The 23532-nt window shown below is 71.1% G+C and carries 22 protein-coding genes; 8 read left to right on the top strand and 14 right to left on the bottom strand.

The window, feature by feature from the left end; translation table 11 throughout:
- Positions 1–59 precede the first annotated feature (59 nt).
- Positions 60–1388 (top strand): serine-threonine protein kinase, encoded by a 1329-nt coding sequence (locus tag IE325_RS31260; protein WP_190073474.1) that lies wholly within the window; start codon positions 60–62, stop codon positions 1386–1388.
- A gap of 18 nt (positions 1389–1406) precedes the next feature.
- Here the strand turns inward: IE325_RS31260 and IE325_RS31255 are convergent, their stop codons facing one another.
- On the bottom strand, positions 1407–4205 hold the full coding sequence (locus tag IE325_RS31255) for a penicillin acylase family protein (RefSeq protein ID WP_190073473.1): 2799 nt from the start codon (positions 4203–4205) through the stop codon (positions 1407–1409).
- Positions 4206–4480: 275 nt separating this feature from the next.
- On the opposite strand from IE325_RS31255, the gene IE325_RS31250 reads away from it, so the two are divergent.
- The 3 genes from IE325_RS31250 (at position 4481) to IE325_RS31240 (ending at position 7117) form a co-directional block, all read left to right on the top strand.
- The gene (locus IE325_RS31250) at positions 4481–5086 is read left to right on the top strand and encodes a hypothetical protein (protein ID WP_190073472.1); all 606 of its coding nucleotides are present in this window, start codon (positions 4481–4483) and stop codon (positions 5084–5086) included.
- A gap of 102 nt (positions 5087–5188) precedes the next feature.
- A complete protein-coding gene (locus IE325_RS31245) occupies positions 5189–5950 on the top strand; it encodes a 3-keto-5-aminohexanoate cleavage protein (protein ID WP_190073471.1) in 762 nt (253 codons plus the stop codon).
- Between the two features lie 99 nt (positions 5951–6049).
- Complete coding sequence (locus IE325_RS31240; RefSeq protein ID WP_190073470.1) at positions 6050–7117, top strand: RNA ligase (ATP); 1068 nt, start codon at positions 6050–6052, stop codon at positions 7115–7117.
- Positions 7118–7238: 121 nt separating this feature from the next.
- Here the strand turns inward: IE325_RS31240 and soxR are convergent, their stop codons facing one another.
- Entirely contained in the window at positions 7239–7724 is a 486-nt protein-coding gene (soxR, locus tag IE325_RS31235; RefSeq protein WP_190073469.1) for a redox-sensitive transcriptional activator SoxR, read from the bottom strand.
- Between the two features lie 112 nt (positions 7725–7836).
- Here soxR and IE325_RS31230 point away from each other — a divergent pair, with 112 nt between their 5' ends.
- Positions 7837–8298: a MaoC family dehydratase gene (locus IE325_RS31230; protein WP_190073468.1), complete on the top strand. Its 462-nt coding sequence runs from the start codon at positions 7837–7839 to the stop codon at positions 8296–8298.
- A 25-nt stretch (positions 8299–8323) separates the two neighbouring features.
- Here IE325_RS31230 and IE325_RS31225 read toward each other — a convergent pair whose 3' ends face one another.
- The 3 genes from IE325_RS31225 to IE325_RS31215 all read right to left on the bottom strand — a co-directional run bounded on the left by IE325_RS31225 (position 8324) and on the right by IE325_RS31215 (position 10511).
- Positions 8324–8947, bottom strand: a complete 624-nt coding sequence (locus tag IE325_RS31225) for a TetR/AcrR family transcriptional regulator (RefSeq protein ID WP_190073467.1) — start codon at positions 8945–8947, stop codon at positions 8324–8326.
- A gap of 73 nt (positions 8948–9020) precedes the next feature.
- Positions 9021–9266 carry a YiaA/YiaB family inner membrane protein gene (locus IE325_RS31220; RefSeq protein ID WP_190073466.1) on the bottom strand — a complete coding sequence of 82 codons (246 nt, stop codon included), beginning with the start codon at positions 9264–9266 and terminating at the stop codon, positions 9021–9023.
- 93 nt (positions 9267–9359) lie between these two features.
- Positions 9360–10511 (bottom strand): acyl-CoA dehydrogenase family protein, encoded by a 1152-nt coding sequence (locus IE325_RS31215; RefSeq protein WP_190073465.1) that lies wholly within the window; start codon positions 10509–10511, stop codon positions 9360–9362.
- A gap of 92 nt (positions 10512–10603) precedes the next feature.
- Between IE325_RS31215 and IE325_RS31210 the strand changes: the two genes are divergently transcribed.
- The 3 genes from IE325_RS31210 (at position 10604) to IE325_RS31200 (ending at position 13026) form a co-directional block, all read left to right on the top strand.
- The gene (locus IE325_RS31210; protein WP_190073464.1) at positions 10604–11245 is read left to right on the top strand and encodes a TetR/AcrR family transcriptional regulator; all 642 of its coding nucleotides are present in this window, start codon (positions 10604–10606) and stop codon (positions 11243–11245) included.
- A 46-nt stretch (positions 11246–11291) separates the two neighbouring features.
- Positions 11292–12002, top strand: a complete 711-nt coding sequence (locus IE325_RS31205; RefSeq protein ID WP_229912135.1) for an ArsR/SmtB family transcription factor — start codon at positions 11292–11294, stop codon at positions 12000–12002.
- Positions 12003–12087: 85 nt separating this feature from the next.
- Positions 12088–13026: a DMT family transporter gene (locus IE325_RS31200; protein ID WP_190073596.1), complete on the top strand. Its 939-nt coding sequence runs from the start codon at positions 12088–12090 to the stop codon at positions 13024–13026.
- On the opposite strand, the gene IE325_RS31195 is transcribed toward IE325_RS31200, so the two are convergent.
- The 9 genes from IE325_RS31195 to IE325_RS31155 form a co-directional block, all read right to left on the bottom strand.
- The gene (locus tag IE325_RS31195; protein ID WP_190073462.1) at positions 13018–14340 is read right to left on the bottom strand and encodes an MFS transporter; all 1323 of its coding nucleotides are present in this window, start codon (positions 14338–14340) and stop codon (positions 13018–13020) included. The two genes, IE325_RS31200 and IE325_RS31195, sit on opposite strands and share 9 nt — an antisense overlap.
- A 191-nt stretch (positions 14341–14531) precedes the next feature.
- Complete coding sequence (locus IE325_RS31190; protein WP_190073461.1) at positions 14532–15611, bottom strand: Zn-dependent alcohol dehydrogenase; 1080 nt, start codon at positions 15609–15611, stop codon at positions 14532–14534.
- An 11-nt stretch (positions 15612–15622) separates the two neighbouring features.
- Positions 15623–17011, bottom strand: a complete 1389-nt coding sequence (locus tag IE325_RS31185; protein ID WP_190073460.1) for an aldehyde dehydrogenase family protein — start codon at positions 17009–17011, stop codon at positions 15623–15625.
- 84 nt (positions 17012–17095) lie between these two features.
- The gene (locus IE325_RS31180) at positions 17096–17548 is read right to left on the bottom strand and encodes a DUF3574 domain-containing protein (RefSeq protein WP_190073459.1); all 453 of its coding nucleotides are present in this window, start codon (positions 17546–17548) and stop codon (positions 17096–17098) included.
- 30 nt (positions 17549–17578) lie between these two features.
- On the bottom strand, positions 17579–18916 hold the full coding sequence (locus tag IE325_RS31175; protein ID WP_190073458.1) for an ABC transporter ATP-binding protein: 1338 nt from the start codon (positions 18914–18916) through the stop codon (positions 17579–17581).
- Between the two features lie 169 nt (positions 18917–19085).
- On the bottom strand, positions 19086–20018 hold the full coding sequence (locus IE325_RS31170) for a class F sortase (RefSeq protein WP_190073457.1): 933 nt from the start codon (positions 20016–20018) through the stop codon (positions 19086–19088).
- Entirely contained in the window at positions 20008–20619 is a 612-nt protein-coding gene (locus IE325_RS31165; protein WP_190073456.1) for a hypothetical protein, read from the bottom strand. Before IE325_RS31165 ends, IE325_RS31170 begins: the two co-directional genes overlap by 11 nt.
- Positions 20620–20719: 100 nt before the next feature.
- Positions 20720–21949: an MFS transporter gene (locus IE325_RS31160; protein ID WP_190073455.1), complete on the bottom strand. Its 1230-nt coding sequence runs from the start codon at positions 21947–21949 to the stop codon at positions 20720–20722.
- 52 nt (positions 21950–22001) lie between these two features.
- Positions 22002–23405 carry a CitMHS family transporter gene (locus IE325_RS31155; protein ID WP_190073454.1) on the bottom strand — a complete coding sequence of 468 codons (1404 nt, stop codon included), beginning with the start codon at positions 23403–23405 and terminating at the stop codon, positions 22002–22004.
- Between the last annotated feature and the right edge of the window lie 127 nt (positions 23406–23532).

Raw genomic sequence — 23532 nt, 5'->3', positions numbered from 1 at the left:
GCCCGGTAGCAGGACGATGCGCCCGTATCGCACCACTTCGGGGGCCGAGGGGGCCTGTCATGGCGGATCCGGCAATGAGCGTGACTCCCTACTGGGAGCTGACCTTCGACGCGGACGGGGACCCGGACGCCGGGAAACGGGACCGGCTGCTGGCCGGGGTGGCCGAGCGGCACGTCCGTGATCTGATCGTCTTCGCGCACGGCTGGAACAACGACCGCTCCGGCGCGACCCGGCTCTACGACGGCTTCTTCGCGTCGATCCCGCGGCTCGCGCCGAAGGCGAGGATCGGGTACGCCGGTGTGGTGTGGCCCTCGATGCGGTTCTCGGACGAGCCGATCCCCGACTTTCCGCGGGCGGTGGCGGCCGAGCAGCCGCGGCGGCCGGTGCTCGACAAGGACACGCGGCACGCGCTGCTGGAGACGTTCCCGGGGCGGGCGACCGTGATCGACCAGATCGCGCGGCTGCTGGACCAGCAGCCGCGCGAGGAGGCCGAGTTGGAGGAGTTCGGGCGGCTGGTGCGGATGCTGGTGGATGTCGTGCCGCCGGGGCCGCAGGCGCTGTTCGCGGCGGACACGCTGTGCGAGGGGATGCCGCAGGACGCGCCGGACATCTTCTCGGGCCCGACCGCGGCCGTGTGCGAGGAGTTCGCGCAGGCGCTGACGCTTCTCGAAGCGCCGGACGAGGCGTCCGGCGGTGTGGCGTCGTTCTCGCTGCCGAATCCGTGGGAGGGCGCGCACGAGTTGCTGCGGCAGGCGACGTACTACGCCATGAAACGGCGCGCGGGGACCGTGGGTGAGCGCGGGCTCGGCCGGGTGGTCGGGCAGCTGGCCGCGCGCTCGCCCGAGGTGCGGGTGCATCTGGTGGGGCACAGTTTCGGGGCGCGGCTGGTGTCGTTCGCGCTGCGGGGGCTGCCGAAGGGGGTGCGGACGGTGAAGTCGGTGACCCTGCTCCAGGGCGCCTTCTCGCACTACGCGTTCGCGTCCCGGCTGCCGCACGACTCCCGCGCGGGCGGTGTCCTGGAGGGCCAGCACAACCGGATCGACGGGCCGCTGGTGTGCTGCTACTCACGGCACGACTCGGCGCTCTCCACGATGTATCCGCTGGCCTCCCGGATGGCGGGGGACGCGCGTGGGGTCGCGGCCCTGGACATCGGGCGGATGCTGGGGGCCAAGTGGGGTGCGATGGGGCACGACGGGGTGCAGGCGGTGCCCGGGACGACGTCGTACAAGCTGGCCGACGCGCTGAAGGCGAAGCTGCCGGCCACGGGGTGTGTCAACGTCGACGCGGCGGGGGTCGTCAAGCGGGGCGGGCCGCCGGCCGGAGCCCACAGCGACGTCGTGCACCGTGAGCTGGCGCAGTTGGTGCTGGCGGCGGGCCGCATCAAGTGACCCGCCGCCACTGACTCGTCACCGGTGTGAGGTGAACTCCACGACCTGCTGGTACGTAGGCCGGTTCTGCCAGCTGATCTTGCCGTGCTTGATGCCGCCCAGGGTGCGCTGGACGATCGAGTCGGCGCACCACTGGTCGCCCGCCGAGCACTGGTCGTCGCCCGGGTACACCTGGGCCGCGGTCTTTCCGGCCGCCTCCTTCAGGGTGCTGATGAGGATGTCCCGGCAGGCGCCGAGGCTGCCGCCGCCGCAGTACTTCCGCGCCAGCGGGCCCTGCACGGACTCGCCCAGGACGGCCCGGATGTCCTTGTCGACGTAGCTCCACCAGCCGTACTGGAAGGAGCTTCCGGCGTGCGAGCCGGTCGGGCCGTGCGCGGCCGACGGGGACTCGTCGATGGGCAGACTCGCGGTCATCGCGGTGTACAGCTCACTGCCGAGGCCGGGTTCGAACTCGGCCTTGACCAGCAGCGGCCACCACGCGTCCAGGATGCGGACGGCATCGGCGTTGGCGTACGTCTTCGAGCCGGCCGATGTCTCGGTGCGCTTGCCGCCCGCCGACAGCCACGTCTGGAGCTTGGTCACCGCCGCGGCGGCTGTGGGGTCGGTCACGGTCGAGCTGTTGACGACCTTGAGCAGGTCCGGCACCACGTCCTCGGCCCGCAGATCGGCGAGGCCCGCCTCGGCCATCGCCTTGACCAGCGAGGCGCGGGTCACACCGCCCGCGGCGACCAGCTTCTTCACCCGGCTCTCCAGCAGGTTGCCGCGGTGCACCGAGCCGTCGCCCCAGGGCGCGGTCGTGTAGTCCTTGGCCTGCTTGTTGTTCCAGGAGATGTAGTAGTCCTGGTCGATGGAGTTGGGGTGGGCCGAGGGCGGGGTGTAGTCCGCCGTGTTCGTCGCCGGGTCCCAGCCCCGCCACTCGTACGCCGGCTGCGCCCACACCGGGAACTCCGCGTCGACGCCGGTCGCGCGGACCGGGTTGTTGCCGCTGTTGTAGTACGCGGTGTGCTCGGAGTCGGCGTAGAACCAGTTGAAGGTGTAGTTGATGTGCTGCGCCGCCTTCTGGAAGTCCTCGGGCCCCTTGACGTAGTCGGGGTCGTTCAGCATCTGGAAGCCGATGATCGAGTCGGCCTCGTGCATATAGGAGGAGCGCAGGGTGGTGTAGGCGACCTTCTTGCCGCCGACGGTGGCGCGGTGGGTGACGGGACCGTACTTGGTGCGCCAGACCCGCATCGTGTACGAGCCCGCGGGGGTGCTGTCGGCGGTCGTCGGTTTCCAGGCGTTCTTCTGCTCGACCTTGTCCATCGCCGTGCAGGTGCCGCGGTAGAGGTAGTGGTGGTCGTCCTGGCACAGCTCGACGGCGTAGGTGTCGATGATGTCCTGGCCGGAGGTCGTGGCGCTCCACGAGTAGTCCTGGCCGCGGCCCAGCTCGACGTACATGCTCAGGCCCGCGAAGGAGGCGCCGCGGGCGCTGATGCCCGGGCCCTGGATCTCCTGCAGCAGGAGCAGCTGGGGGGCGAAGTAGCCGGTCTGCGGGCCGAAGACGGCGACCGGGTGGCCGCTGGCGGTGTGCTTGCCGCCGACCACGAGGGCGTTGGACATGCCGCGCTTTGCCGAGGTCATGGCGGTGGCGGCGGCCGTGGTGGAGGCCGTCGTCGCGGTGGTGCCGCTGGCGCTGCCCGTACGGTCGTAGACGAGCTGTTCCTCGCTCACCGAGCCGGCGTCGGGCAGGGCCTCGCCCTGTGGATCGGCGGGCTTGGTGGCGTACGGGAAGCTCTTGTCGTGGACGGTGACGACGGCCTCGGGGTCGTTGCGCTCACGGAACGACTCCCAGACCTCGGTGCCCTCCGCGACGCCGTACTTCTCCTGGGCGGCCAGCAGGGAGAGCGCGTTGCTGACCTCGCCGCTGCCTCCGGAGCCGAACAGGGCGCCGATGACGGAGCCGAGTGCGACCAGGTCGGTCTGCTTGAAGTGCTCGATCGTGCCGGCGTTGGTGATGGAGTCCTTGTGGCCGGTCAGGACGTACTCGCCGGGGAAGTAGCGGCCGCTGTCGGAGGCGTCTATGTAGGCGTTGATGCCGTCGAGATAGGCCTTGGCGTCGTCGAGGGCCAGCTTGCCGCGCTCGCCGTTGGAGGCGACGGCGTTGTCGATCTGGGCCTGGAGATCGGCCTCGGTGTACGGCGCATTGCGCCAGAACTGCTGCTCAAGGCCCTGATTGGAGGGCGCGCCGCCCGCGAAGGCGGTCAGCTGGCCGCGTCCGACGTGGCGGAAAACGTCCATCAGCCACAGCCGGTCCTGGGCGGCGGCATAGCCCGCACCGAACTCCGTGCCGTATCTGGTGGTACCGGTGATGTGCGGCACACCCGTCTTCTTGTCACGGACGATCGTCACATCGCCGCGCCCGGCGGGTTTGACGGTGGAGGCGACTTGATCGGAGGGAACGCCGAACGAGGCGTCGTTGAAGAAGTTGTTGATCGTCGCATTGGTCAGGCCGGAGTATCCGGTGGCCAGGCCGGCGTAGGGCCCGAGCTGGTCCTCGGCGTGCTCGGGCTGGGTACCGAAGGCCTGGTTGAGCAGGATCTGGGCGAGGGTGGCATTGCCGTTCTGGCCCGGCGGCAGGATGTCGGAGCACTGGTTGCCGCAGTGGTCGTTCGCGGCTGCGGCCTCGGCCGCCGCCGCCTGCGGGGCCATGGCCGCCGTGGAAAGGGGCGACAAAAGTCCGGTAATCAGCGCGCATACGGATGCGGCCTTCAGGAACCCGGGGAATCTGCCGGGAGTTCTCAGTCTGTCCAGCGCGTTGCGTGGGGTTCGTCGTGGCATGGCAGCTCCTGCCGATGGGGGTGGGCCGAGAGTGTTACCGGCGGTATCCCCGGGATTGAAGGTGAACATGCGTCACTTTTTCAGCCACTGCAAGCCACTCGTAGCCCGCTGGAAACCACCAGGAGCCGCCACATGGAGGTCATCGGAAATCGGATGGAGTTCGGAGGGAGCCGAATCGCATGTCGATACGTCTATTCGTCAACGCCGCGCGAAGTCCGTGCGGTGACGCCGAAGTGACCGAAGTACAGGTGCAGATGTGACGGAGGTGCAGGGCGATGGCCGGTTTCCGGAGTCTGGCGAGACAGGTGCGAGACCAGAGGTGCGATCTGGCGCTACGGCGCTATTCGCTGCGCAAGTGCCTTGAGCGATTCGCTCCCTACGGGCACAGGGCGACCTGGGACCACTTGTGCTCCCGGGCGGGATTCGGTCCGGAGGACCGGTCCCCCGACCCGGCGCGGCTCGTGGCCGCGTTGGAGGAACTGGAAGAAGCGCGTTCGGTCTGGCTGGCCTACGAGGTCGAGTTCGCCGAGCGACGCAAGAAGGAGAAGCACGACGGACTGCGCAGGCCGGGCACCGTGGACGACTGGCACCGGCTGACCTGGGGCGGTTTCGGAGTCGCCTGGTGCGACGACCCCCGGGTGCACCCGCATGAACCCCTGGCCGAGGTGCTGCGCCGACTGATCTCCGCGCTGGAGCGCGAACCGGGCTCGGAGTGCCCGGTGTGCCGCGGGGGGCGGCTGATCTGGATGTACGACCTGGCCCATGAACCGTCGTCGGGCCCGGTCTGCACGGAGTGCGGGATCGTGGTTCCGCGTCCGGTTCTCACACCCGAGGCCCTGGCGGAGGCCAGGCGCGGACGGCGGATGCTGGTGTCCGCCTAGTACGGCGGGGGTGCGCCGGGGATGCCGCACCCCCTTTGCTGACCTCACTTTGCCGACTTTTCTCCCCCCGGCGTTGTCAGTGGTGACTGGCACCATCGAGACATGATCCAGGTGTGTCTGAACGGGCCCCGAGGGGCGGGCGACGGTGCGGTGGTGCCGCTCTCGCCACAGGCGCTGGCCGACGCCGCGGCCGAGGCCGTCGCGGCCGGGGCCACGGACATCCATGTCCACCCCAAGACCCCCTGCGGCCAGGACAGCCTGTCGCCGCGCGTGCTCGCGCCGACGCTGGAGGCGATACGGGCCCGGGTGTCGGTGCCGGTCGGTGTGACGACGGGCGCGTGGGCGGAGCCGGATCCGCGGGCGCGACTGATGGGGGTGCCCCCGCGCGAGTCTGTTCGAGCGTGGGGGAGCGTCAGGAGCTGGACCGTTCTGCCGGACCACGCCTCGGTCAACTGGCATGAGCCGGGTGCCGAGGACCTGGCGGCGGCGCTGCTGGAGCGGGGCGTGGGCGTGGAGGCGGGCATCTGGTCCGGGACGGAGGGGGCGGCGCGGTTCGCCGTGTCACCGCTGGGGCCGAGGGTGCTGCGTGTGCTCGCGGAGGTGACGGACACCGCGGCGGAGACGGCCGAGGCGACCGCGCGCGCACTGCTCACCGCCCTGGGCCCGGCGTTCGGCCGCCCGGTGCTGCTGCACGGGGAGGACGGGGGCGCGTGGCCGGTGCTGAGGCTGGCGGGGCGGCTGGGGCTGGCGACGCGGATCGGCCTGGAGGACACACTGCTCCTGCCGGATGGTGAACAGGCCCTGTCCAACGCCCAGTTGGTGACGGAGGCGCTGGCTGGCTACGGCCGGGCGTCGCGCCCGTAGCAGGCCCATAGCAGGGGGAAATGCACTCGCTCCATCCCTTTCTCGTACGGACAGTTGGGGGCGATGAAACGAGAACCGAGGACCTGAAGGAGCGCCCTCATGTCGACGCTGCGCGTCACCGCCGAAGTGCTGACCGTTCATGAACATCCGAACGCCGACGCGCTGGAACTGGCCCAGGTGGGGCTGTACCGCGCCGTCGTCGCCAAGGGCATGTACCGCACCGGCGAGGCCGCCGTGTACATCCCCGAGCAGGCCGTCCTCCCGGTCGGGCTGATCGAGGAGCTGGGGCTGACCGGGCGACTGGCGGGCAGCGGCGCCGACCGGGTCAAGGCGGTGCGTCTGCGCGGTGAGCTGTCGCAGGGCATCGTGTGCCGGCCGAGGGCGCTGGCCGACGTGGATCTGACGCGGGCGGCCGCGGACGCGACCGACTTCGCCGAACTGCTCGGGATCACCAAGTGGGTGCCGCCGATCCCGCCGACGATGTCCGGTGAGGTGGAGTCGGCGCCGGATCTGCTGCCGTGGGTCGACATCGAGAACATCCAGCGGTATCCGGACATCTTCACGCCGGGCGAGCCGGTGGTGCTGACGGAGAAGCTGCACGGTTCGGCGTGCCTGCTGACGTATGTCGCCGACGAGGACCGGGTGTTCGTGTCCTCCAAGGGCTTCGGTTCGAAGTCGCTGGCCCTGCGGGAGGAGTCGCGGAACCTGTACTGGCGCGCGGTGCGGGGGCACGGCGTGGCCGAGATTGCGGCCCGGCTGGCCGAGCGGCTCGGGGCGCGACGGGTCGGGATCTTCGGTGAGGTGTTCGGCGCGGGGGTGCAGGACCTGACGTACGGCGCCGACGGGCGGCGGGAGACTCTGGGGTACGCCGCGTTCGACGTGTCCGCGGAGATCGACGGCCGGGTGCGATGGCTGGACGCGGCGGAGGTGCTGGAGGGTGAACTGCCCTTGGCGCCAAGGCTGTTCGAGGGCCCCTTCGACATCGAGCGGGTGCTGGAGGTCGCGAGCGGCCGGGAGACGGTGTCCGGGCGGGAACTGCATCTGCGGGAGGGCGTGGTGATACGGCCGGCCGCGGAGCGGTACAGCGCGGTGACCGGGGGACGGGCGATCGCGAAGGCGGTGAGCCCGGCTTATCTGACGCGGAGGGGTGGGACGGAGTACGAGTGAGGCGGGGGCACCGCAAGCTGGGGGTGGGCCGCACTGCAACGTCCCTAGGGGCGCGGGGAACTGCGCGACCAGCCCCCGCCCGCCCGCAGCCGCCGTCCGGCCCCAAGCCCCGAGCCCGCCCCTAGGCCCCCCGCCCCCGACTCCCGCCGCCCCCTCGCTCCACCATCAGCCGCGACCCCGTGAGCCGGTCGCCGAACACATCGTCCGGGTTGGACAGCACGCAGGTGTCCAACGACAGGCACCCGCAACCGATGCAGTCGGTCAAGTGGTCGCGGAGCCGGTTCAGTTGCTTGATGCGTTCGTCGAGTTCGGAGCGCCAGGCCTCGGACAGGCGGGCCCAGTCCTCATGGGTGGGGGTCCGCTCCTCGGGGAGTTCGGCGAGGGCGTCACGGATGGTGGCCAGGGGGATGCCGACGCGCTGGGCGGCCCGGACGAAGGCGACCCGGCGCAGGGTGTCACGGGAGTAGCGGCGCTGGTTGCCGGCGGTGCGGCGGCTGGTGATCAGGCCCTTGGACTCGTAGAAGTGCAGGGCGGACACGGCGGCGCCGCTCCGGGCGGAGAGCTGGCCGACCGTGAGCTCGTGGATCTTCTCGGGGATCTGGGGCACCCCCCAAACCTACCTACCTCGTCACGGCCCGGGTCCGTTGACAGAGACCCCGGCACCTAGCATGCTAAGCAGTTGCTTAGACATTGGCATACGTGACGCGGGAGGCCGGGACATGGCAGAGCCGAGGATCTTCACCTCCGTCGACGACCTGAAGTCGGCGGTGGGCGAGCAGCTGGGGTACACCGACTGGCTGGAGGTCGACCAGAAGCGGATCGATCTGTTCGCGGACGCGACCGGTGATCACCAGTGGATCCATGTCGACCCCGAGAAGGCCGCCGCCGGACCCTTCGGCACCACCATCGCCCACGGGTATCTCACGCTCTCCCTGCTGCCGCTCTTCGGCCCCCAGCTCATCACGGTCGAGGGCGTGAAGATGGGCGTCAACTACGGGACGAACAAGGTGCGTTTCCCCGCCCCGGTGCCCGTCGGCTCCCGACTGCGCGCCACCGCCGCCATCACCGGCGTCGAGGATGTGGCGGGCGGCGTGCAGGTGTCCGTCGCCTTCACGGTGGAGCGCGAGGGCGGGGACAAGCCGGTCTGCGTCGCCGAGTCCGTCTCGCGCTACTACCTGTAGCAGAGGGGACCGATCAGGCGGAGCCCTACTTCGCTCCCACCATCCGCAGCACGAGGTCGGCGTCCAGCGCGCCGACCTCGTCCGGCGTCCAGGGGCCGTCGACGTTGAACCAGCGGGCCACGTCGATGCACAGCGACATGACGGCGAGGGTCGTGCCCTTCACGTCCAGCACGTCGAAGTCACCGGCGGCCACCCCGTCCTGGATGATCGCGCGCACCTCGGCGTCGCACTGCCGCCGCAGCGCGAGGATCTCGGCGCGGGCGTCCGGGCCGAGCGAGTCCAGCTCGTACTGCACGACCCGCGCGGTGGTGCGCCCCCCGGCGTGCCAGCGCACGAAGGAGCTCACGGCGTCGGCGAGCCGCTCGGCCGGGGTGCCCTCGCGGTGGGCCGCCGTGCGCAGGATGTCGAGGGCCTTCTCGTGGCCGATCCTGCTGATGCGGTGGAGCAGCTCTTCCTTGGTCTTGTAGTGGATGTAGAGCGCGGCCGGGCTCATGCCCGCGCGGCCCGCGATGTCACGGGTCGTCGTGGCGTGGTAGCCGCGCTCGGCGAAGGCCTCCACGGCGGCGATCAGCAGCCGCCGGGCCGCGTCGGGGGTGACCTCGGCCCAGGCCGACGTCTCGCCGCCGGCCGTCTCCTCCGCCGTACTCATCGCTCACTCGCCCCTCTCGAAGACAGAGGAACCACCATACCGCCCAAGGTGAGCGGTCGCTTAGCGTGGCCCGTCAGAGCTTTTCGAAGGGGTGGTACGCGCGCTCCGTCGCCTCCTGCCGGTCCCGGATCACCTTGGCGAGGGTGAAGGCGGAGGTGACGAGGTACAGAACGGCGATGCCGAGGAAGGCACGCACCCAGGCGTCGGCGTTCAGCTTGAAGATGCCGATGGCGGTCGCGGCCATGGCGACCGCGAAGGAGGCCACGGCCTGGCCGTAGAAGGCGGCGGTGTTCTGCTGCTTGCCCGATGCGTCACTCATGGGGAACAGGGTCGGCGATTGTGGCACCCGCCACATCCGCCGAAGTACTCAGACAGGTACTCAGGTCTCGTCTATGGCGGACGACAATACGGCTCAGAACGCCGAAACCCCCGTCAGCGCCCGCCCGATGAGCAGTTTCTGGATCTGGCTCGTGCCCTCGTAGAGGGTCATCACCCGGGCGTCGCGCAGCAGCTTGCCCGCCGGGAACTCGTCGATGTAGCCGTAACCGCCGAAGACCTGGAGGGCGTTGTTGGCGGCGCGTACGGCGGCCTCCGAGGCGAAGAGCTTGGCCTTGGAGGACTCGACGGCGAAGGGCTGCCCGCGGTCGATCAGGTCGGCGACCCGCCAGGTCAGCAGCCGTGCCGCGTCCACGTCGACGGCGATGTCGCTGATGAGTTCCTGGACCAGTTGGTGGCGGGCGATCGGCTTGCCGAACTGCTCGCGCTCGCCCGCGTGACGGACCGCCGCGTCCAGTGCGGCCTGGGCTATGCCGACGCAGCCCGCGGCGACCGACATCCGTCCCTTGGCCAGGGCCGACATGGCGACGGAGAAGCCCTTGCCCTCCTCCCCCAGCATGGCCGACGCGGGCACGCGCACGTCCTGGAGGACCAGCTCGGCGGTGGCCTGGCCGCGCAGGCCGAGCTTGCCGTGGATGGTGCGGCGGGTCAGGCCGGGGGTGTCGGTCGGGACGAGGAAGGCGGTCACACCCTTGTGGCCGGGCGCGTCGGTGGAGCGGGCGAAGAGCAGGACGACGTCCGCCCACGTGCCGTTCGTGATGAACATCTTGGTGCCGTTGAGGACGTAGTCGCCGCCGTCCCGGACCGCGCGCGTGGTGAGGTTGCCGGCGTCGGAGCCGGTGCCCGGTTCGGTGAGGCCGAAGCAGCCGACCAGCTCGCCCGAGGTGAGCCCCGGCAGCCAGCGGCGCCGCTGCTCCTCGCTCCCCCACGCCGCGATGGTCTTGGCGACCAGGCCCAGGGAGACCGACACGATCCCGCGCACCGAGGAGTCACCGCGCCCCAGCTCCTCCGTGACCAGGCAGTACGCGAGGTGGTCGCCGCCGGAGCCGCCGTACTCCTCGTCGATCGTCAGCCCCAGGAAGCCGACCTCGCCGAGCTTCTTGACGATGGACCGGTCCACTTCCTCCTCCCGGTCCCAGGTGACGACGTGCGGGGCGATCTCGCGGTCCACGAAGTCCCGGGCGAGCCGGCGGACGGCGGTCTGCTCCTCGCTGAGCTCCAGGTTCATGCAAAGTCACCCCATTGAAAGCCGCACACTTGAAAGCCGTACATTTAAATTAGCACTGCTAGTTTCCGTTGGGCAGCCCTACTATGTGCGCCATGGCCCGACCGCGCAAGCCCCTGCTCAGCTACGACCGGATCGTCGAGACGGCCCGCGAACTCGTGGACGCGGAGGGCCTGTCGGCCGTCTCCACGCGCCGGCTCGCCGCCGAGCTGGGCGTGAGCGGACCGTCGCTGTACAACCACTTCCGCACCAAGGACGAGATCCTGGAGGCCGTCGCCGACTCGGTGAGCGCCCAGGTCGATCTGTCGATGTTCGAGGACGGCCGGGAGTGGCGGACCGCGCTGCACGACTGGGCCGTCTCCTACCGTGCGGCCCTGCGCGACCACCCCAACATCGTCCCGGTCCTCGCCCGCGGCCCTGGCCGCCGTCCGGCCGCGCTGCGGCTCGCCGACGCCGTCTACGGGGCGATGGTGGCGGCGGGCTGGCCACCGGCGCAGGCCACCTCCATCGGCGCGCTGATGCGGTACTTCATCATGGGCTCGGCGCTCGGCTCGTTCGCCGGGGGTTTCGTGGACGACGCGAGCGCGTACGACCCCGCCGACTACCCGCACCTCGGCCAGGCCCACCTTCTCGCCGAGCAACAGGAGAAGATCGACGAGCGGGCCTTCGAGACGGGGCTGACGGCGCTGCTGGACGGGCTGGCCCGGCAGTACGAGCAGGTCGGGCGCACCCCGTAGCACGCTTCGGCGTCCACCGAAGTGTCCGTGCTCCATGCTGGGAGGCATGACCACCAGGGACCCCCAGGCACCCCAGCTGGCCCGGCTCGCCTCGCTCATCGCCGACGAGACCCGGGCGGCCTGTCTGCTGGCGCTGCTCGACGGGCGGGCGTGGACCGCCGGTGAGCTGGCGCGGCATGCCGGGGTCGCCGCGTCCACGCTGAGCGAGCATCTGAGCAAGCTCGTCGCGGGCGGACTGCTCACCGAGGAGCGGCAGGGACGGCACCGGTACGTCCGGCTGGCCGACGCCCGGGTCGCGCAACTGGTCGAGGAACTGGCCGCCCAGGTGTCGCCGAGCGCCACCGTACGGCCGCGGAACCTGCGGGAGTCCAGCGCCGGGTCCGCCATGGCGCGGGGCCGCACCTGCTACGACCATCTCGCCGGGCGGCTCGGCATCGCGGTCACCGACGCGTTGACCTCGCGCGGGCTGCTGCGCCAGGACACGGGGTTCGCCCTGACGGACGACGGCATCGGCTGGTTCGACAGCACCGGGATCCACCTCGACCGCACCGGCCGCCGCCCACTGGCCCGCGCCTGCCTCGACTGGACGGAACGCCGCCCCCACCTGGCCGGCGTCGCGGGCGCGGCCCTGTGCCGGCATGCGCTGGAGGCGGAGTGGTGCGTGCGGATCGGGTCGGAGCGGGCCGTGAAGGTGACGGCGGCGGGTGAGCGGGCCCTGGCCGAGCTGCTGGGCATCGAGTCGGCGACGTTGCGCTGAGCGCCCCGCACACCCGCGGACGCCGAACGAGCCGTCCGAAATCCGCGAGCTTCCGAATCTCCCTCTCCCTAACCTCTGGAGCATGATGAACGCCTCGCCCGCCCGCCGTCCCGACCTGCTCGCCGCCGGCGCCGCCGCCTTCACCGTCGTGATGTGGGCCTCCGCCTTCGTCTCCATCCGCAGCGCGGGTGCGGAGTACTCGCCGGGCGCGCTGGCGCTGGGGCGGCTGCTCGTCGGTGCCCTGGTGCTGGGGCTCATCTGCGTCGTACGGCGGGAGGGGCTGCCGTCCCGCGCGGCCTGGCCCGGGATCGCCATATCCGGGCTGCTGTGGTTCGGGTTCTACAGCGTCGTGCTGAACTGGGGCGAGCAGCAGGTGGACGCCGGTACGGCGGCTCTCGTGGTGAACATCGGGCCGATCCTCATCGCGCTGCTGGGCGCCCGGCTGCTCGGCGATCCGATGCCGCCGCGGCTGCTGGCGGGCATGGCGGTGTCGTTCGCGGGGGCGGTGGCCGTGGGGCTTTCGATGTCGGGCGAGGGCGGATCCTCGGTGCTCGGCGTGGTGCTGTGCCTGCTCGCCGCGGTCGGCTACGCGGGCGGTGTGGTGGCGCAGAAGCCGGCGCTGGGTCATGCGAGCCCGCTCCAGGTGACGACGTACGGCTGTCTGGTCGGCGCGGTGCTCTGTCTGCCCTTCGCCGGGCAGCTCATCGACGACGCGGCCCACGCCTCGCTGTCCGCGACCCTCAACCTGGTCTATCTGGGCGTCTTCTCGCTGGCGCTCGCCTTCACGACCTGGGCCTACGCCCTCGCCCGCACGACCGCGAGCCGCATGGGCGCGACCACGTACGCGGTGCCCGCGCTGGTCGTGCTGATGTCATGGCTGGCGCTCGGCGAGGTGCCGGGGCTGCTCACGCTGGCGGGTGGCGCGTTGTGCCTGGCCGGTGTCGCCGTGTCGCGGTCCCGGGCGCGGTCCGCCCGGGTCGTGGCGAGCGTGCCGCGACCCGAGCAGACCCGTGAGTCAGCGTGAACGCGCCCTGTCCGCAAGGACCTTGATGGACGCCAGCGCGATCACGGCGAGGCCGATGATGTACGCGGACACCGCCATGGAGGTGCCCGAGGCCTCCAGCAGCAGCACCATCATGAAGGGGGCGAGCCCGCCGCCGAGCACGGCCGCGATCTGGTAGCCGAGGGAGGCTCCGGTGTAGCGCATCTCGGGCGTGAACAGCTCGGCGAACAGGGCCGCCTGGGGGCCGTACATGATGCTGAGGAAGCAGCTGGCGACGAAGGAGCCGACCGCCAGCCACAGCAGTGATCCGGTGTCGATGAGCAGGAACAGCGGTACGGCCCACAGGGCTATGCCCGCCGCCCCGAGCGCGTAGACGCGGATGCGGCCGATCTTGTCGGAGAGCGCGGCGGCGGCCGGGATCAGCACCAGCTGGGTGAGGCTGACGCAGAGCGAGACGGTGAGGACCGCGCTCTTGTCCATGTCGAGTTCGCGGGTCGTGTAGTCGAGGACGCCGGTGATCAGGATGTAGAAGGTCGCGGTGTTGACGGCGAAGGAGCCGCCGGCGAGGAGGACCGTGCCGAGGTGGCCGCGCAGGATCGTGCGCAGTGGGCTGCTCTGCTCCGTCTTCTCCTTCTCCGCGAGCGCCCGCTCGGCCTCCTTGAATTCGGGGGTCTCCTCGACGCGGGTGTGGATGTACCAGGCGAGGGCGAGGACGAACAGGCCGATCAGGAACGGCACCCGCCACCCCCACGCCGCGAACTGCGCGTCGGTGGTGAAGGCCCCGGCGAGCAGGAAGACCGAGTTGGCGGTCACCACGCCTATGGGGACGCCGAGTTGGACGACGCTGCCGTAGACACCGCGCTTGCCCTTGGGGGCGTACTCGGTGGCCATCAACATGGCGCCGCCCCACTGGGCGCCGACGGCGACGCCCTGGGCGATGCGCAGGAGGACGAGCAGGATCGGGGCGGCGACGCCGATGGTCTCGTAGGTCGGGAGCAGGCCGATGCCGGTGGTGGCGATGCCCATGAGGGTGAGCGCGAGGACCAGCATGGGCTTGCGGCCGCGCTTGTCGCCGAGCTGGCCGGCGACGATGCCGCCGATGGGGCGGGCCAGGAAGCCGACGGCGAAGGTGGCGAAGGCGGCGAGCACTCCGGCGGTGGGGCTGCCCGCCGGGAAGTACAGATCGCCGAGCACGAGGGCGGCGGCGATGCCGAAGACGAAGTAGTCGTACCACTCGACGGCGGAGGCGAGCGCCGCCGCGGTGGCCACGCGGCGCCGGTTGGCGACGGCGGGAGCGGTAGGGGTGAGCGGCTGGGCGGAAGGTGCCGTGTCCATGCGTGCACACTCCGGGGGTGCGGGGACGGAACGGGGGGTGGCTCGGGTTCCCGGGAACGTACTGACCGGACGGTATGGACGTCAACGGGTCGCACAGCAGGAGTTTTACCTGTACATGGCACGAATGAGCGGTCGTGGGCACACCGAAGGCCCCGGTCTCGCGAGGAGGCCGGGGCGTGCGGCAGTGGGCGCTAGAAGACGACCAGCGCCCGTCCTCCCTTGCCCGCGAGCATGTTCTCGAAGGCCGCCGGGATCCCCTCCAGCGCGATCCGTTCCGTCACCAGCGCGCCCAGGTCCAGGCGGCCCGCCCGGACGTGCTCGGCGAGGACCGGCACGTCGCGCGCCGGGTCGGAGTTGCCGTAGACGCAGCCGGAGAGGGTGCGGCCCCAGTGGAAGATCTCCAGGGCGTTGAAGGTGACCTGCTGGTCCTTGCCGCCGATGCCGACGACCGTGGTGCGCCCGCCGCGCCGGGTGGAGTCCCAGGCAGTGCGGATCGTCGCCGCGCGGCCCACGCACTCGACGGCCACGTCCACGCCCTGCTTGCCGGTCAGGCCGCGGATCTCACGGGCGGTGTTCTCGGAGGCGACCACGTAGTCGGTGGCCCCGGCCACGCGTGCCAGCTCCTCCTTGGCCGGGGAGACGTCGACGGCGACGATCCTCGCCGCGCCCGCGATCCGGGCCGACTGCAGGGCGGCCAGGCCCACGCCGCCGACACCGAACACCGCGACCGTCTCCCCCGCGCGGACCCGCGCCGAGTGGTGCACGGCGCCATAGCCGGTGAGGACGGCGCAGCCCAGCAGGGCGGCGTCGGTGAGCGGGATGCCGTCCGGGAGGGGCAGCGCGCAGTCGGCCCTGACGACCGTCTCCTCGGCGAACGCGGCGACGTTCAGGCCGGGGTGCAGATCGGTGCCCGAGGCGGTGCGGGCGTAGACGTCGGCGGCGCCGTTCAGGGCGTTGGCGCACAGCCAGACCTCGCCGAGGCCGCAGGCATGGCAACTCCCGCACGACGGGGCCCAGTTGAGGACGACGCCGTCGCCGGGGGCGATGTGCGTGACCCCCTCCCCCACGGCCACGACCGTGCCCGCACCCTCGTGGCCCAGGACCGCGGGCACGGGGACGCGCATGGTGCCGTCGGACAGGGACAGGTCGGAGTGGCAGACGCCGGCCGCGGCGAGCCGGACGCGGACCTGGCCGGGGCCGGGGTCGGGAAGCTCGATGTCCGTGATCTCCAGCGGAGCGCCCACGGCCGGAAGAACAGCAGCGCGAACCATGTGAACGCTCCTCAGAACTGCAGGGACTTGGTCTGGAGGTACTCGGACAGGCCGTGCGAGCCGAGTTCGCGTCCGACGCCGGACTGCTTGTAGCCGCCGAAGGGCGCGAGCGGGTTGAAACGCCCGCCGTTGATGTCGACCTGCCCGGTGTCCATCCGGCGCGCGAAGGCCACCGCCTCCGCCTCCTCGCCCGCCCACACGGCGCCCGCGAGGCCGTAGACGGTGCCGTTGGCGATGCGCAGGGCGTCGTCCTCGTCCTCGTAGCGCAGGATCGACAGGACCGGGCCGAAGATCTCCTCCTGCGCGATCGTCATCTCGGGCGTCACCTCGGCGAAGACCGTCGGGCTGACGAAGTAGCCCTTCTCGTACGGCGCTTCGGTGTCGCCCGCGACCAGCCGCGCCCCCTCGGCGACGCCCTTCCCGACATAGCCGAGCACCCGCTCCTGCTGCTTGGCGCTCACCACCGGGCCGATGCGCTCGCCGTACTTCGCGGCGGCGGCCGCGGCCAGCTCCACGGCCTCGTCGTACTGGTCGCGGTGGACCAGCATCCGCGTCCAGGCGCTGCACGTCTGTCCCGAGTTGGACATGACGTTGGCGACGCCGACGTTGACCGCCTTGGCCAGGTCGGCACTGGGCAGGATGACGTTGGCGGACTTGCCGCCGAGTTCCAGGGCGACCTTCTTGACGGCCGCCCCCGCCACCGCGCCGATCTGCCGTCCCACCGCCGTGGAGCCGGTGAAGGAGACCAGGTCGACGCCCGGGTGCTCGGCGAGCGCCTGGCCGGCGACCGGGCCGAGGCCGGTGACCAGGTTGAAGACGCCCGCGGGCAGGCCCGCCTCGTGGACCGCCTCGGCGAACAGCTGGGCGACCAGCGGGGTGTCCTCGGCGGGCTTCAGTACGACCGTGCAGCCGGCCGCGAGCGCCGGGGCGGCCTTGGCGACGATCTGGTGGAGCGGGTAGTTCCAGGGCGTGATCGCGCCGACCACGCCGATGGGCTCCTGGTACACGGTCGAGTTGCCGACCTTCTCCTCGAAGGCGTACGTCGCCGCCAGCTCGGCGTAGGAGCCCGCGACCGCGATCGGCACGCCCGCGTGCACCCCCTGCGAGAACTTCAGCGGCGAGCCGAGTTCGGCGGTGACGGTCTCGGCGATCTCGTCCTTGCGGGCGTCGAGGACGTCACGCAGGGCGGTGAGCCGCGCGGCCCGCTCGGCCGGCGGTGTCGCGGCCCAGCCCGGGAGGGCGGCGCGGGCGGCGCGTACGGCGGTGTCGACGTCGGCGGCGGTACCGGCCGGGACCCGGCCGATGACCTGCTCGTCGACCGGATTGATCACCTCGATCACGTCCCGGCCCGCGGCGGGCCGCCAGGCACCGTCGATGTACATGCCGTCGTGTGCCTTCATCACGCGTCCTCCCGGGCGGGTCGTCAGGGTCGTCCGGCACACAAACTAGCGGTGATAGTTTTTATGCACCAGCACCCCATGACATCAGAAGTCGACGCGCGCCTCGTCGTCCACCCTCCCCACCGCCTCCTGCCCGAAGGCCTTCTCATAGGCGCGGCGGATCTCCTCGATCCGGCGGTCACTGCCCGGCGCCTGCGCCCGCGGGTAGAGCAGGATCAGTTCGTACGACCGCTCCTTCTCGATCGCCCCGCTCGCGTCCCGCCACTGCCCCCGCCCGGCCTGGATGGTGAGCCCGTCCGGGAAGTCCGGGGTGACCTCCTCGTCGACGAAGGCCATGAACTGCTCGTCGGTGACGGCGGGGCCGCCGTCGGGGCGTGCGGTGCCGAAGAACAACTGGGTCTCGATGTACGGCTCCCCCCGGGACGGAACCGCGACGGCGGTGTCGTCGAGGGTGGCGTACGCGGTCGGCGCCCCGATGGCCAGCAGCAGACCGGCCGCCGCCAGGGAAGCCCGGGTTCGGGTGAGTTGCACATTCATGCACCTATGACTACCGATGTCCTCCCTGCGTCATTCCTCCAGATCCGGCAGTCTCGCCGGAGCCGGGCAGATGCGTTCGCCGTGCTGGTCGAAGACGAACAGATGGGCGATGTCGACCAGGAGCGGGACCTGCATTCCGTGCCTGAGTTCGAGGTCGGGCGTGGTGCGGACGATGAGGTCGCCGGGCAGCCGTCCCTCGGGCGGTGCCGGGTCGGCGGCACCGTCGGCCGGGTGCTCCAGCGTCACGACCGGCCCGGCGCGCAGCGCGCCCGCGCGGCTGCGGAGCCGGTCGAGCACCCTGCCGTTGTCCCGGCGCCGGCGCCGCACCGGGGGCGCGGGGCGCGGGGCCTCCAGGTCGGGTACGACGGCGGGCCGGGAGCCGGTGTTGAAGTGGACGAGGACCTCATGGCCCTGGAACTCCACATGCTCGACCAGGCCGGTGATGTGCACCTCGCCGGGGCGAGCGGCGGCGCGCTCGGCGATGCGGACCGCCTCCGAGCGCAGGCCCACGATGACCTCGCGCCCCTGCTGCACGCGCAGCAACTGGTGGTCCAGGCACAGGGGTTCGGGCAGCCGGAGGTACTGCTTGCCCAGGCTGATGGTCATCGCGCCGTCGAGCGGGGCGCGCACGACGCCGCGCAGCAGATTGATGCGCGGGATGCCGATGAAGGCGGCGACGAAGACGTTGCGGGGCAGCGCGTAGACCGAGCGGGGGGTGCCGACCTGCTGCAGGACGCCGCCGCGCAGGACGGCCACCCGGTCGCCGAGCGACATCGCCTCGGCCTGGTCATGGGTGACGTACACCGTGGTGACGCCCAGCTTCCGGGTGAGGCCGGAGATCTCCGCGCGCAGATGGTTGCGGAGCTTGGCGTCGAGGTTGGACAGCGGCTCGTCCATCAGGAACGCGGTGGGGTGGCGGGCGATGGCCCGGCCCATGGCGACGCGCTGGCGTTCGCCGCCGGAGAGCTGGGCGGGGAAGCGGTCGAGGAGGTCCTCGATGCCCAGCATGCGGGCGGTGGCGTCGACCCGGGTGCTGGGGTCCTCGCCCGGTGACTCGATGCGCAGCGGGAAGCCGATGTTGTCGCGGGTGGTCATGCTCGGGTAGAGGGCGAAGTTCTGGAAGACCATCGCCATGCGCCGGTCGGCGGGCAGCAGGTCGTTGGCCCACTCGCCGTCCAGCAGGAGTTCGCCCTCGTCGATCTCCTCCAGCCCGGCGATCATTCTGAGCACGGTGGACTTGCCGCAGCCGGAGGGTCCGAGCAGCACGAGGAATTCCCCGGGCTCGATGTCCAGCGAGAGCCGGTCCACGACGCGGACCCCTCGCGTGTAGGCCTTGCTCACGTCGTGCAGGGAGATGGCGCGTGTCATGACGGATGCCCCCGGGGGGTCATTCAGGCGTGCTCCGCGGTCGAACGCCGCGCGCGGGTCGCACGGGGCGTGTGAGTCACGGAAGTTAACGGAATGTGTGCGGCCGAGGGAAGGGAACGGGCCGAATCGGGCGCGGCTGTTCGCCAGGCGGACAACCGGACGGCCGCGTTCAGCGCCGTCCCGCGCCCTTCTTCGCCTCACGGGTCGCGGTGAGATGGGCGTAGACGACGACGTTGCCGGTGTAGCCGGTCCTGCGGTTGTAGGTGCCGCCGCAGGTGATCAGCCGCAGCTCGGGGCGGGCCCGGGTGCCGTACACGGCGCGGTTGGGGAACTTGTCCTTCTCGTACGTCTTGATGGCGTCGACGGAGTAGACAGCGGTACGTCCGTCGGCACGCCGGATCTCGATGCGTTTGCCGCGCTTGAGTTCCCCGAGGCCGCCGAAGACGGCGGGGCCGGTGTTGGTGTCGAGGTGGCCCACGGCGACGGCCGTCCCCTGCTCGCCGGGCGAGGGCCCGTCCGCGTACCAGCCGACCAGGTTGGGCTCGTCCTCCGGGGGCGCGGGCAGCCGCCGCTGGTTGTCGAGATGCAGGTCCATCAGGGGGGCGTCGACGCTGATGTAGGGGATGACGAGGCGGGTGGCGCGGGAGCGGGGCAGGGTGCGGGGGCCGTGGGGGCGTTTTTTGGTGGCCTTGGGGGTGGGGGTGGCGGGGGGAGGTGACGGGGTGAGCGGGGGTGGGGGCGGGGGGCTGGCGAGAGTGGTGAGGGTGGTGGCCGGCGCGGTTGCCTGGCCGGTGGTCGATGTGACGCTGCTGGGTGTGGGTGCCGGCACCGTGGGGCCGGTGGGTGGTTCGGTGGGTGTGGGTGTGGGTGTGCCGCCCGTGCCGGGGCGGGCGTCGGTGCCCTCTCCGCCGGCACCGGATCGGGTGCCGGCGGCTCGGACCTCGGATGTCTCCGCGGCGCCCGGAGCGGCCGTACCGGCTCCGGGCGCCGCGTGGTTGCACCGGAAGCAGAACACCACCAGCGAGACGGTCAGTACGGCCGTCCTCGCCAGGCGGTAGGCCCGCCTCCGGTACCAGGGCCTGCGTCGCCTTCTACGCGCCATGCGAACGGCGACGGAGCCGGAACCACATCACCCCGCCCACCGCGACCAGGCCCACGGCACCCGCACCCGCGACCGTGGTGAAGGCCTCACCGCGGGCGATGCCACCGCCACCGGCGGGCGGGCCGCCCTGCGGGGCGGGCGAGGGCGTCGACATGGAGGCGCGGCAGTCGACCGTGAAGTTCTTCTCCCTCGGGCCGCCCGTCATGCCGGTGAACGTCCACGTCAGCTGGTACTGCCCGTCGGGCAGATTGAGGTCCTCGGTGTGGCCGATGCCGCCCGCGAGGTTCAGGGTCCCCTGCAGCGTGGCGCCCGCCGGAACCTGGGGCTGGGTCCTGATGTTCCAGGTGACGGCCGTGATGGTCTCGAAGTTGGCCGCGTCGAGGTAGAACCGGCAGACCCTCGGCTCGTCGATCGCGTCCCCGTACGACGTCCGCGCGACCCCGTCCCACGGTGCCGTGTGGATCTTGAGAGTGCCGTTGTCGCCGGGGGCCATCGGGGCGGCTCCCGCCGCCGGCATGCCGGTGATCGGAGTGAGCGCGGCGGTGAGCGCCGTGACGGCGACGATGCGCGCGACGCGGCGTGGAAGAGGCGTGGTGGGCATGCGAGTCCTCCGAGTCAGACGATTTTCGTACAAATCGCTCTTCGTCTGACTCTCTTTCACATGTGCACCGCGAATCGTGGAAGCAGCGCCTAATGGCCCATCAGATACCACTCTTTCGCCGCAAGATCGGCCTGCTCCGGCGTGGCTCACGGGGTTGCCGAGGATCGCCCGCGGGCGCCCGCAGCGCGATCCCCGCCGACAGCAGCAACAGCCCGCCCAGCATCACGAACGGCGCCGCCACCCCCGCGAGCCCTGCGATCAGGCCCGCCGACGCCGGTGCGGCGACCTGGCCGAGCCGGTTGCCGGTCAGGCGCAGGGCGAGGGCGGTGGAGCGGGCGCCGTCCGGGGCCGCCTGGACGACCGTCGTCATGGACAGCGGCTGGCCGACGCCGAGGCAGAAGCCGAGCACCGCCAGCATCACGGCGAGCGCCCACACCGGCACCGGCAGCGCGATGCCCGCGCACAGCAGGGCGGCCAGCAGACAGGTCACCGTCAGCAGCAGGGTGCGGCCGAGCAGCCGCAGCAGGGGCGTCAGGACCAGCCGGCACGCGATGGTGGCGGCGGCGCGCAGGCTGAGCAGGAGGCCGATCACGGACGGCGCGATGCCTCGGTGCTCGCCGACCACCGGCAGATAGGCGGTGAGGATGTCGGTCGCGGACAGCACGGCGAGGCTGATGAAGATGCCGGCGGGCACGCCCCGGGCGCGCAGGATGCGCTGGACGGGCACCCGCCCGCCCTGCTCCTCACGGGACTTGGCCGTCGTACGGCTCTCTATGCGCCACAGCGAGGTGAACGCGACCGCGGCGCCCGCGCCCGCCACCAGCAGGGCGAGCGCGCTGCTGCCGGCCATGTCCCGGCCGCCGATCAGGGCGCCCGCGGCGATCGGGCCGACGAGCTGGCCGAGGGAGGCGCCGATGGTGAAGTGGCCGAAGTTGCGGTCCTGTTCGTGCGGGGCGGACTGGCGGGCGACCAGGGACTGGGCGCCGATCACGAAGCACAGGTGGCCGAGGCCCATCACCCCGCTCCAGATGGCCATCGCCCACAGCGAGTCCGCGAGGCCGCTGAGGGCGCAGCCGCCGGAGATCAGGACCACGCCGACCGGCAGCAGCGGCGCACAGCGGCCGTGGTCGGTACGGCGGCCCAGCGGGACGGCGACGAACAGCGGGAGCAGGGCGTACACCCCCGCGATCACACCGATCGCCCGCTCGTCGGCGCCCAGCGCGAGGGCCCGGTAGGACACGGCGGGCCGGGCCATCGACACCGCCCCCTGCGCGAAGCTGAAGGCGATGACGAGGCGGAGCAGCCAGCCGCGGTTCCCACCGGGCCCCATGAACGAGTCCTCCCTGAACAGTGCTTACGGATCACATGGTTGAAAGGTGAACTCAGATGATTCCGAAGAGGATGCCCGCCGCCAGGATGACCACACAAGTGAGGGCCGCCCACTTCACGACGAACCTGGTGTGGTCGCCGAACTCGACCTTGGCCATGCCGACGAGGACGTACACGGCGGGGACGAGCGGGCTCGACATGTGCAGCGGCTGGCCGACCAGGGAGGCGCGGGCCATCTCCAGCGGGGTGACGCCGTGCGCGGCGCCGGCCTCGGCGAGCACCGGCAGGACGCCGAAGTAGAAGCCGTCGTTGGACATGAAGTAGGTGAGCGGGAGGCTCAGGATGCCGGTGACCAGGGCCATGTGCGGGCCCATGCCCTCGGGGATGACGTCCACCATCCACTTGGCCATGTGGTCGACCATGCCGGTGCCCTGGAGGACACCGGTGAAGACGGCGGCGGCGAAGACCATGCCGGAGACGTTCAGGACGTTGTCGGCGTGGGCGGCGAGGCGGGCCTTCTGGTCCGGGATGTGCGGGAAGTTCACGGTGAGCGCGAGCGCGGCGCCGAGCAGGAACAGCACCGGGATCGGCAGCCACTCCATGATCATGGCGGTCAGCAGGGTGACCGTGAGCAGCGCGTTGAACCAGTAGAGCTTGGGGCGCAGGGTGGGCCGGTCGGGATCCAGGGCCTGGAAGCGCTCGTCGTCCTCGGAGTCGTCATCCGCGTCGGTGCCGGAGCCCGAACCGCCGGTCTTCACCGGGGACTTGGCCGCACCGGAGCCGGAGCCCACGAGAACCGTCTCGGTCTCCTTCTCCTCCACCAGGACCTCGCTCAGCGTCAGCACACCGAGCCGCTTGCGCTCGCGCAGACCGAGGAAGTACGAGAGCGTGACGACGGCCACCAGACCGACGGCGAGCGCCGGGATCATCGGGACGAAGATGTCGCTGGCGTCGACCTTGAGCGCGGTGGCGGCACGGGCGGTCGGGCCGCCCCACGGCAGCGTGTTCATCACGCCGTTGGCCATCGCGGCGACGCCGGTCATCACGACCAGGCTCATCTTCAGGCGCTTGTACAGCGGGTACATCGCCGAGACGGTGATCATGAAGGTGGTGGAGCCGTCGCCGTCGAGCGAGACGATCGCGGCGAGGATCGCGGTGCCGACGACGATCCGCATCGGGTCGGCCTTGCAGAACTTCAGGATGCCCCGAACGATCGGGTCGAAGAGGCCGACATCGATCATCACACCGAAGTAGACGATCGCGAACATGAGCATCGCCGCGGTGGGGGCGAGGCTGGTGACGCCGTCGATGACGTAGTCACCGAGCTTGGCGCCCTTTCCGACGAACACACAGAACAGTGCCGGAATCAGTACGAGCGCCGCGATCGGCGACATCTTCTTCATCATGATCAGGACCAGGAAGGTCGCGATCATGGCGAAGCCGAGGATGGTCAGCATGTGGATACCTAACGTTCGCCCTTGAACATCCCACGAGGGCCGGGGGTGCGACGACGTTAGGTCCCGTCAAGTGACGTTAACAAGACGTTGACATGCGAGCAATAAGCGCAAAACTCCAGGTCAGAGC

The sequence above is a fragment of the Streptomyces lanatus genome (assembly GCF_014655715.1).
In the GTDB taxonomy this organism is placed as follows: Bacteria; Actinomycetota; Actinomycetes; order Streptomycetales; family Streptomycetaceae; genus Streptomyces; species Streptomyces lanatus.
This window is presented reverse-complemented; position numbering and strand designations above follow the sequence as displayed.

Excerpts from the sequence above, each read along its gene's own strand:
- IE325_RS31165 (WP_190073456.1), bottom strand. The coding sequence starts at position 20,619 with ATGCCCACCACGCCTCTTCCACGCCGCGTCGCGCGCATCGTCGCCGTC.
- IE325_RS31255 (WP_190073473.1), bottom strand. The coding sequence starts at position 4,205 with ATGCCACGACGAACCCCACGCAACGCGCTGGACAGACTGAGAACTCCC.
- IE325_RS31195 (WP_190073462.1), bottom strand. The coding sequence starts at position 14,340 with ATGGACACGGCACCTTCCGCCCAGCCGCTCACCCCTACCGCTCCCGCC.
- IE325_RS31210 (WP_190073464.1), top strand. The coding sequence starts at position 10,604 with ATGGCCCGACCGCGCAAGCCCCTGCTCAGCTACGACCGGATCGTCGAG.
- IE325_RS31220 (WP_190073466.1), bottom strand. The coding sequence starts at position 9,266 with ATGAGTGACGCATCGGGCAAGCAGCAGAACACCGCCGCCTTCTACGGC.
- IE325_RS31180 (WP_190073459.1), bottom strand. The coding sequence starts at position 17,548 with ATGAATGTGCAACTCACCCGAACCCGGGCTTCCCTGGCGGCGGCCGGT.
- IE325_RS31175 (WP_190073458.1), bottom strand. The coding sequence starts at position 18,916 with ATGACACGCGCCATCTCCCTGCACGACGTGAGCAAGGCCTACACGCGA.
- IE325_RS31155 (WP_190073454.1), bottom strand. The coding sequence starts at position 23,405 with ATGCTGACCATCCTCGGCTTCGCCATGATCGCGACCTTCCTGGTCCTG.
- IE325_RS31260 (WP_190073474.1), top strand. The coding sequence starts at position 60 with ATGGCGGATCCGGCAATGAGCGTGACTCCCTACTGGGAGCTGACCTTC.
- IE325_RS31160 (WP_190073455.1), bottom strand. The coding sequence starts at position 21,949 with ATGGGGCCCGGTGGGAACCGCGGCTGGCTGCTCCGCCTCGTCATCGCC.
- IE325_RS31200 (WP_190073596.1), top strand. The coding sequence starts at position 12,088 with ATGAACGCCTCGCCCGCCCGCCGTCCCGACCTGCTCGCCGCCGGCGCC.
- IE325_RS31245 (WP_190073471.1), top strand. The coding sequence starts at position 5,189 with ATGATCCAGGTGTGTCTGAACGGGCCCCGAGGGGCGGGCGACGGTGCG.
- IE325_RS31230 (WP_190073468.1), top strand. The coding sequence starts at position 7,837 with ATGGCAGAGCCGAGGATCTTCACCTCCGTCGACGACCTGAAGTCGGCG.
- IE325_RS31170 (WP_190073457.1), bottom strand. The coding sequence starts at position 20,018 with ATGGCGCGTAGAAGGCGACGCAGGCCCTGGTACCGGAGGCGGGCCTAC.
- IE325_RS31205 (WP_229912135.1), top strand. The coding sequence starts at position 11,292 with ATGACCACCAGGGACCCCCAGGCACCCCAGCTGGCCCGGCTCGCCTCG.
- IE325_RS31225 (WP_190073467.1), bottom strand. The coding sequence starts at position 8,947 with ATGAGTACGGCGGAGGAGACGGCCGGCGGCGAGACGTCGGCCTGGGCC.
- IE325_RS31185 (WP_190073460.1), bottom strand. The coding sequence starts at position 17,011 with ATGAAGGCACACGACGGCATGTACATCGACGGTGCCTGGCGGCCCGCC.
- IE325_RS31250 (WP_190073472.1), top strand. The coding sequence starts at position 4,481 with ATGGCCGGTTTCCGGAGTCTGGCGAGACAGGTGCGAGACCAGAGGTGC.
- IE325_RS31190 (WP_190073461.1), bottom strand. The coding sequence starts at position 15,611 with ATGGTTCGCGCTGCTGTTCTTCCGGCCGTGGGCGCTCCGCTGGAGATC.
- IE325_RS31240 (WP_190073470.1), top strand. The coding sequence starts at position 6,050 with ATGTCGACGCTGCGCGTCACCGCCGAAGTGCTGACCGTTCATGAACAT.
- IE325_RS31215 (WP_190073465.1), bottom strand. The coding sequence starts at position 10,511 with ATGAACCTGGAGCTCAGCGAGGAGCAGACCGCCGTCCGCCGGCTCGCC.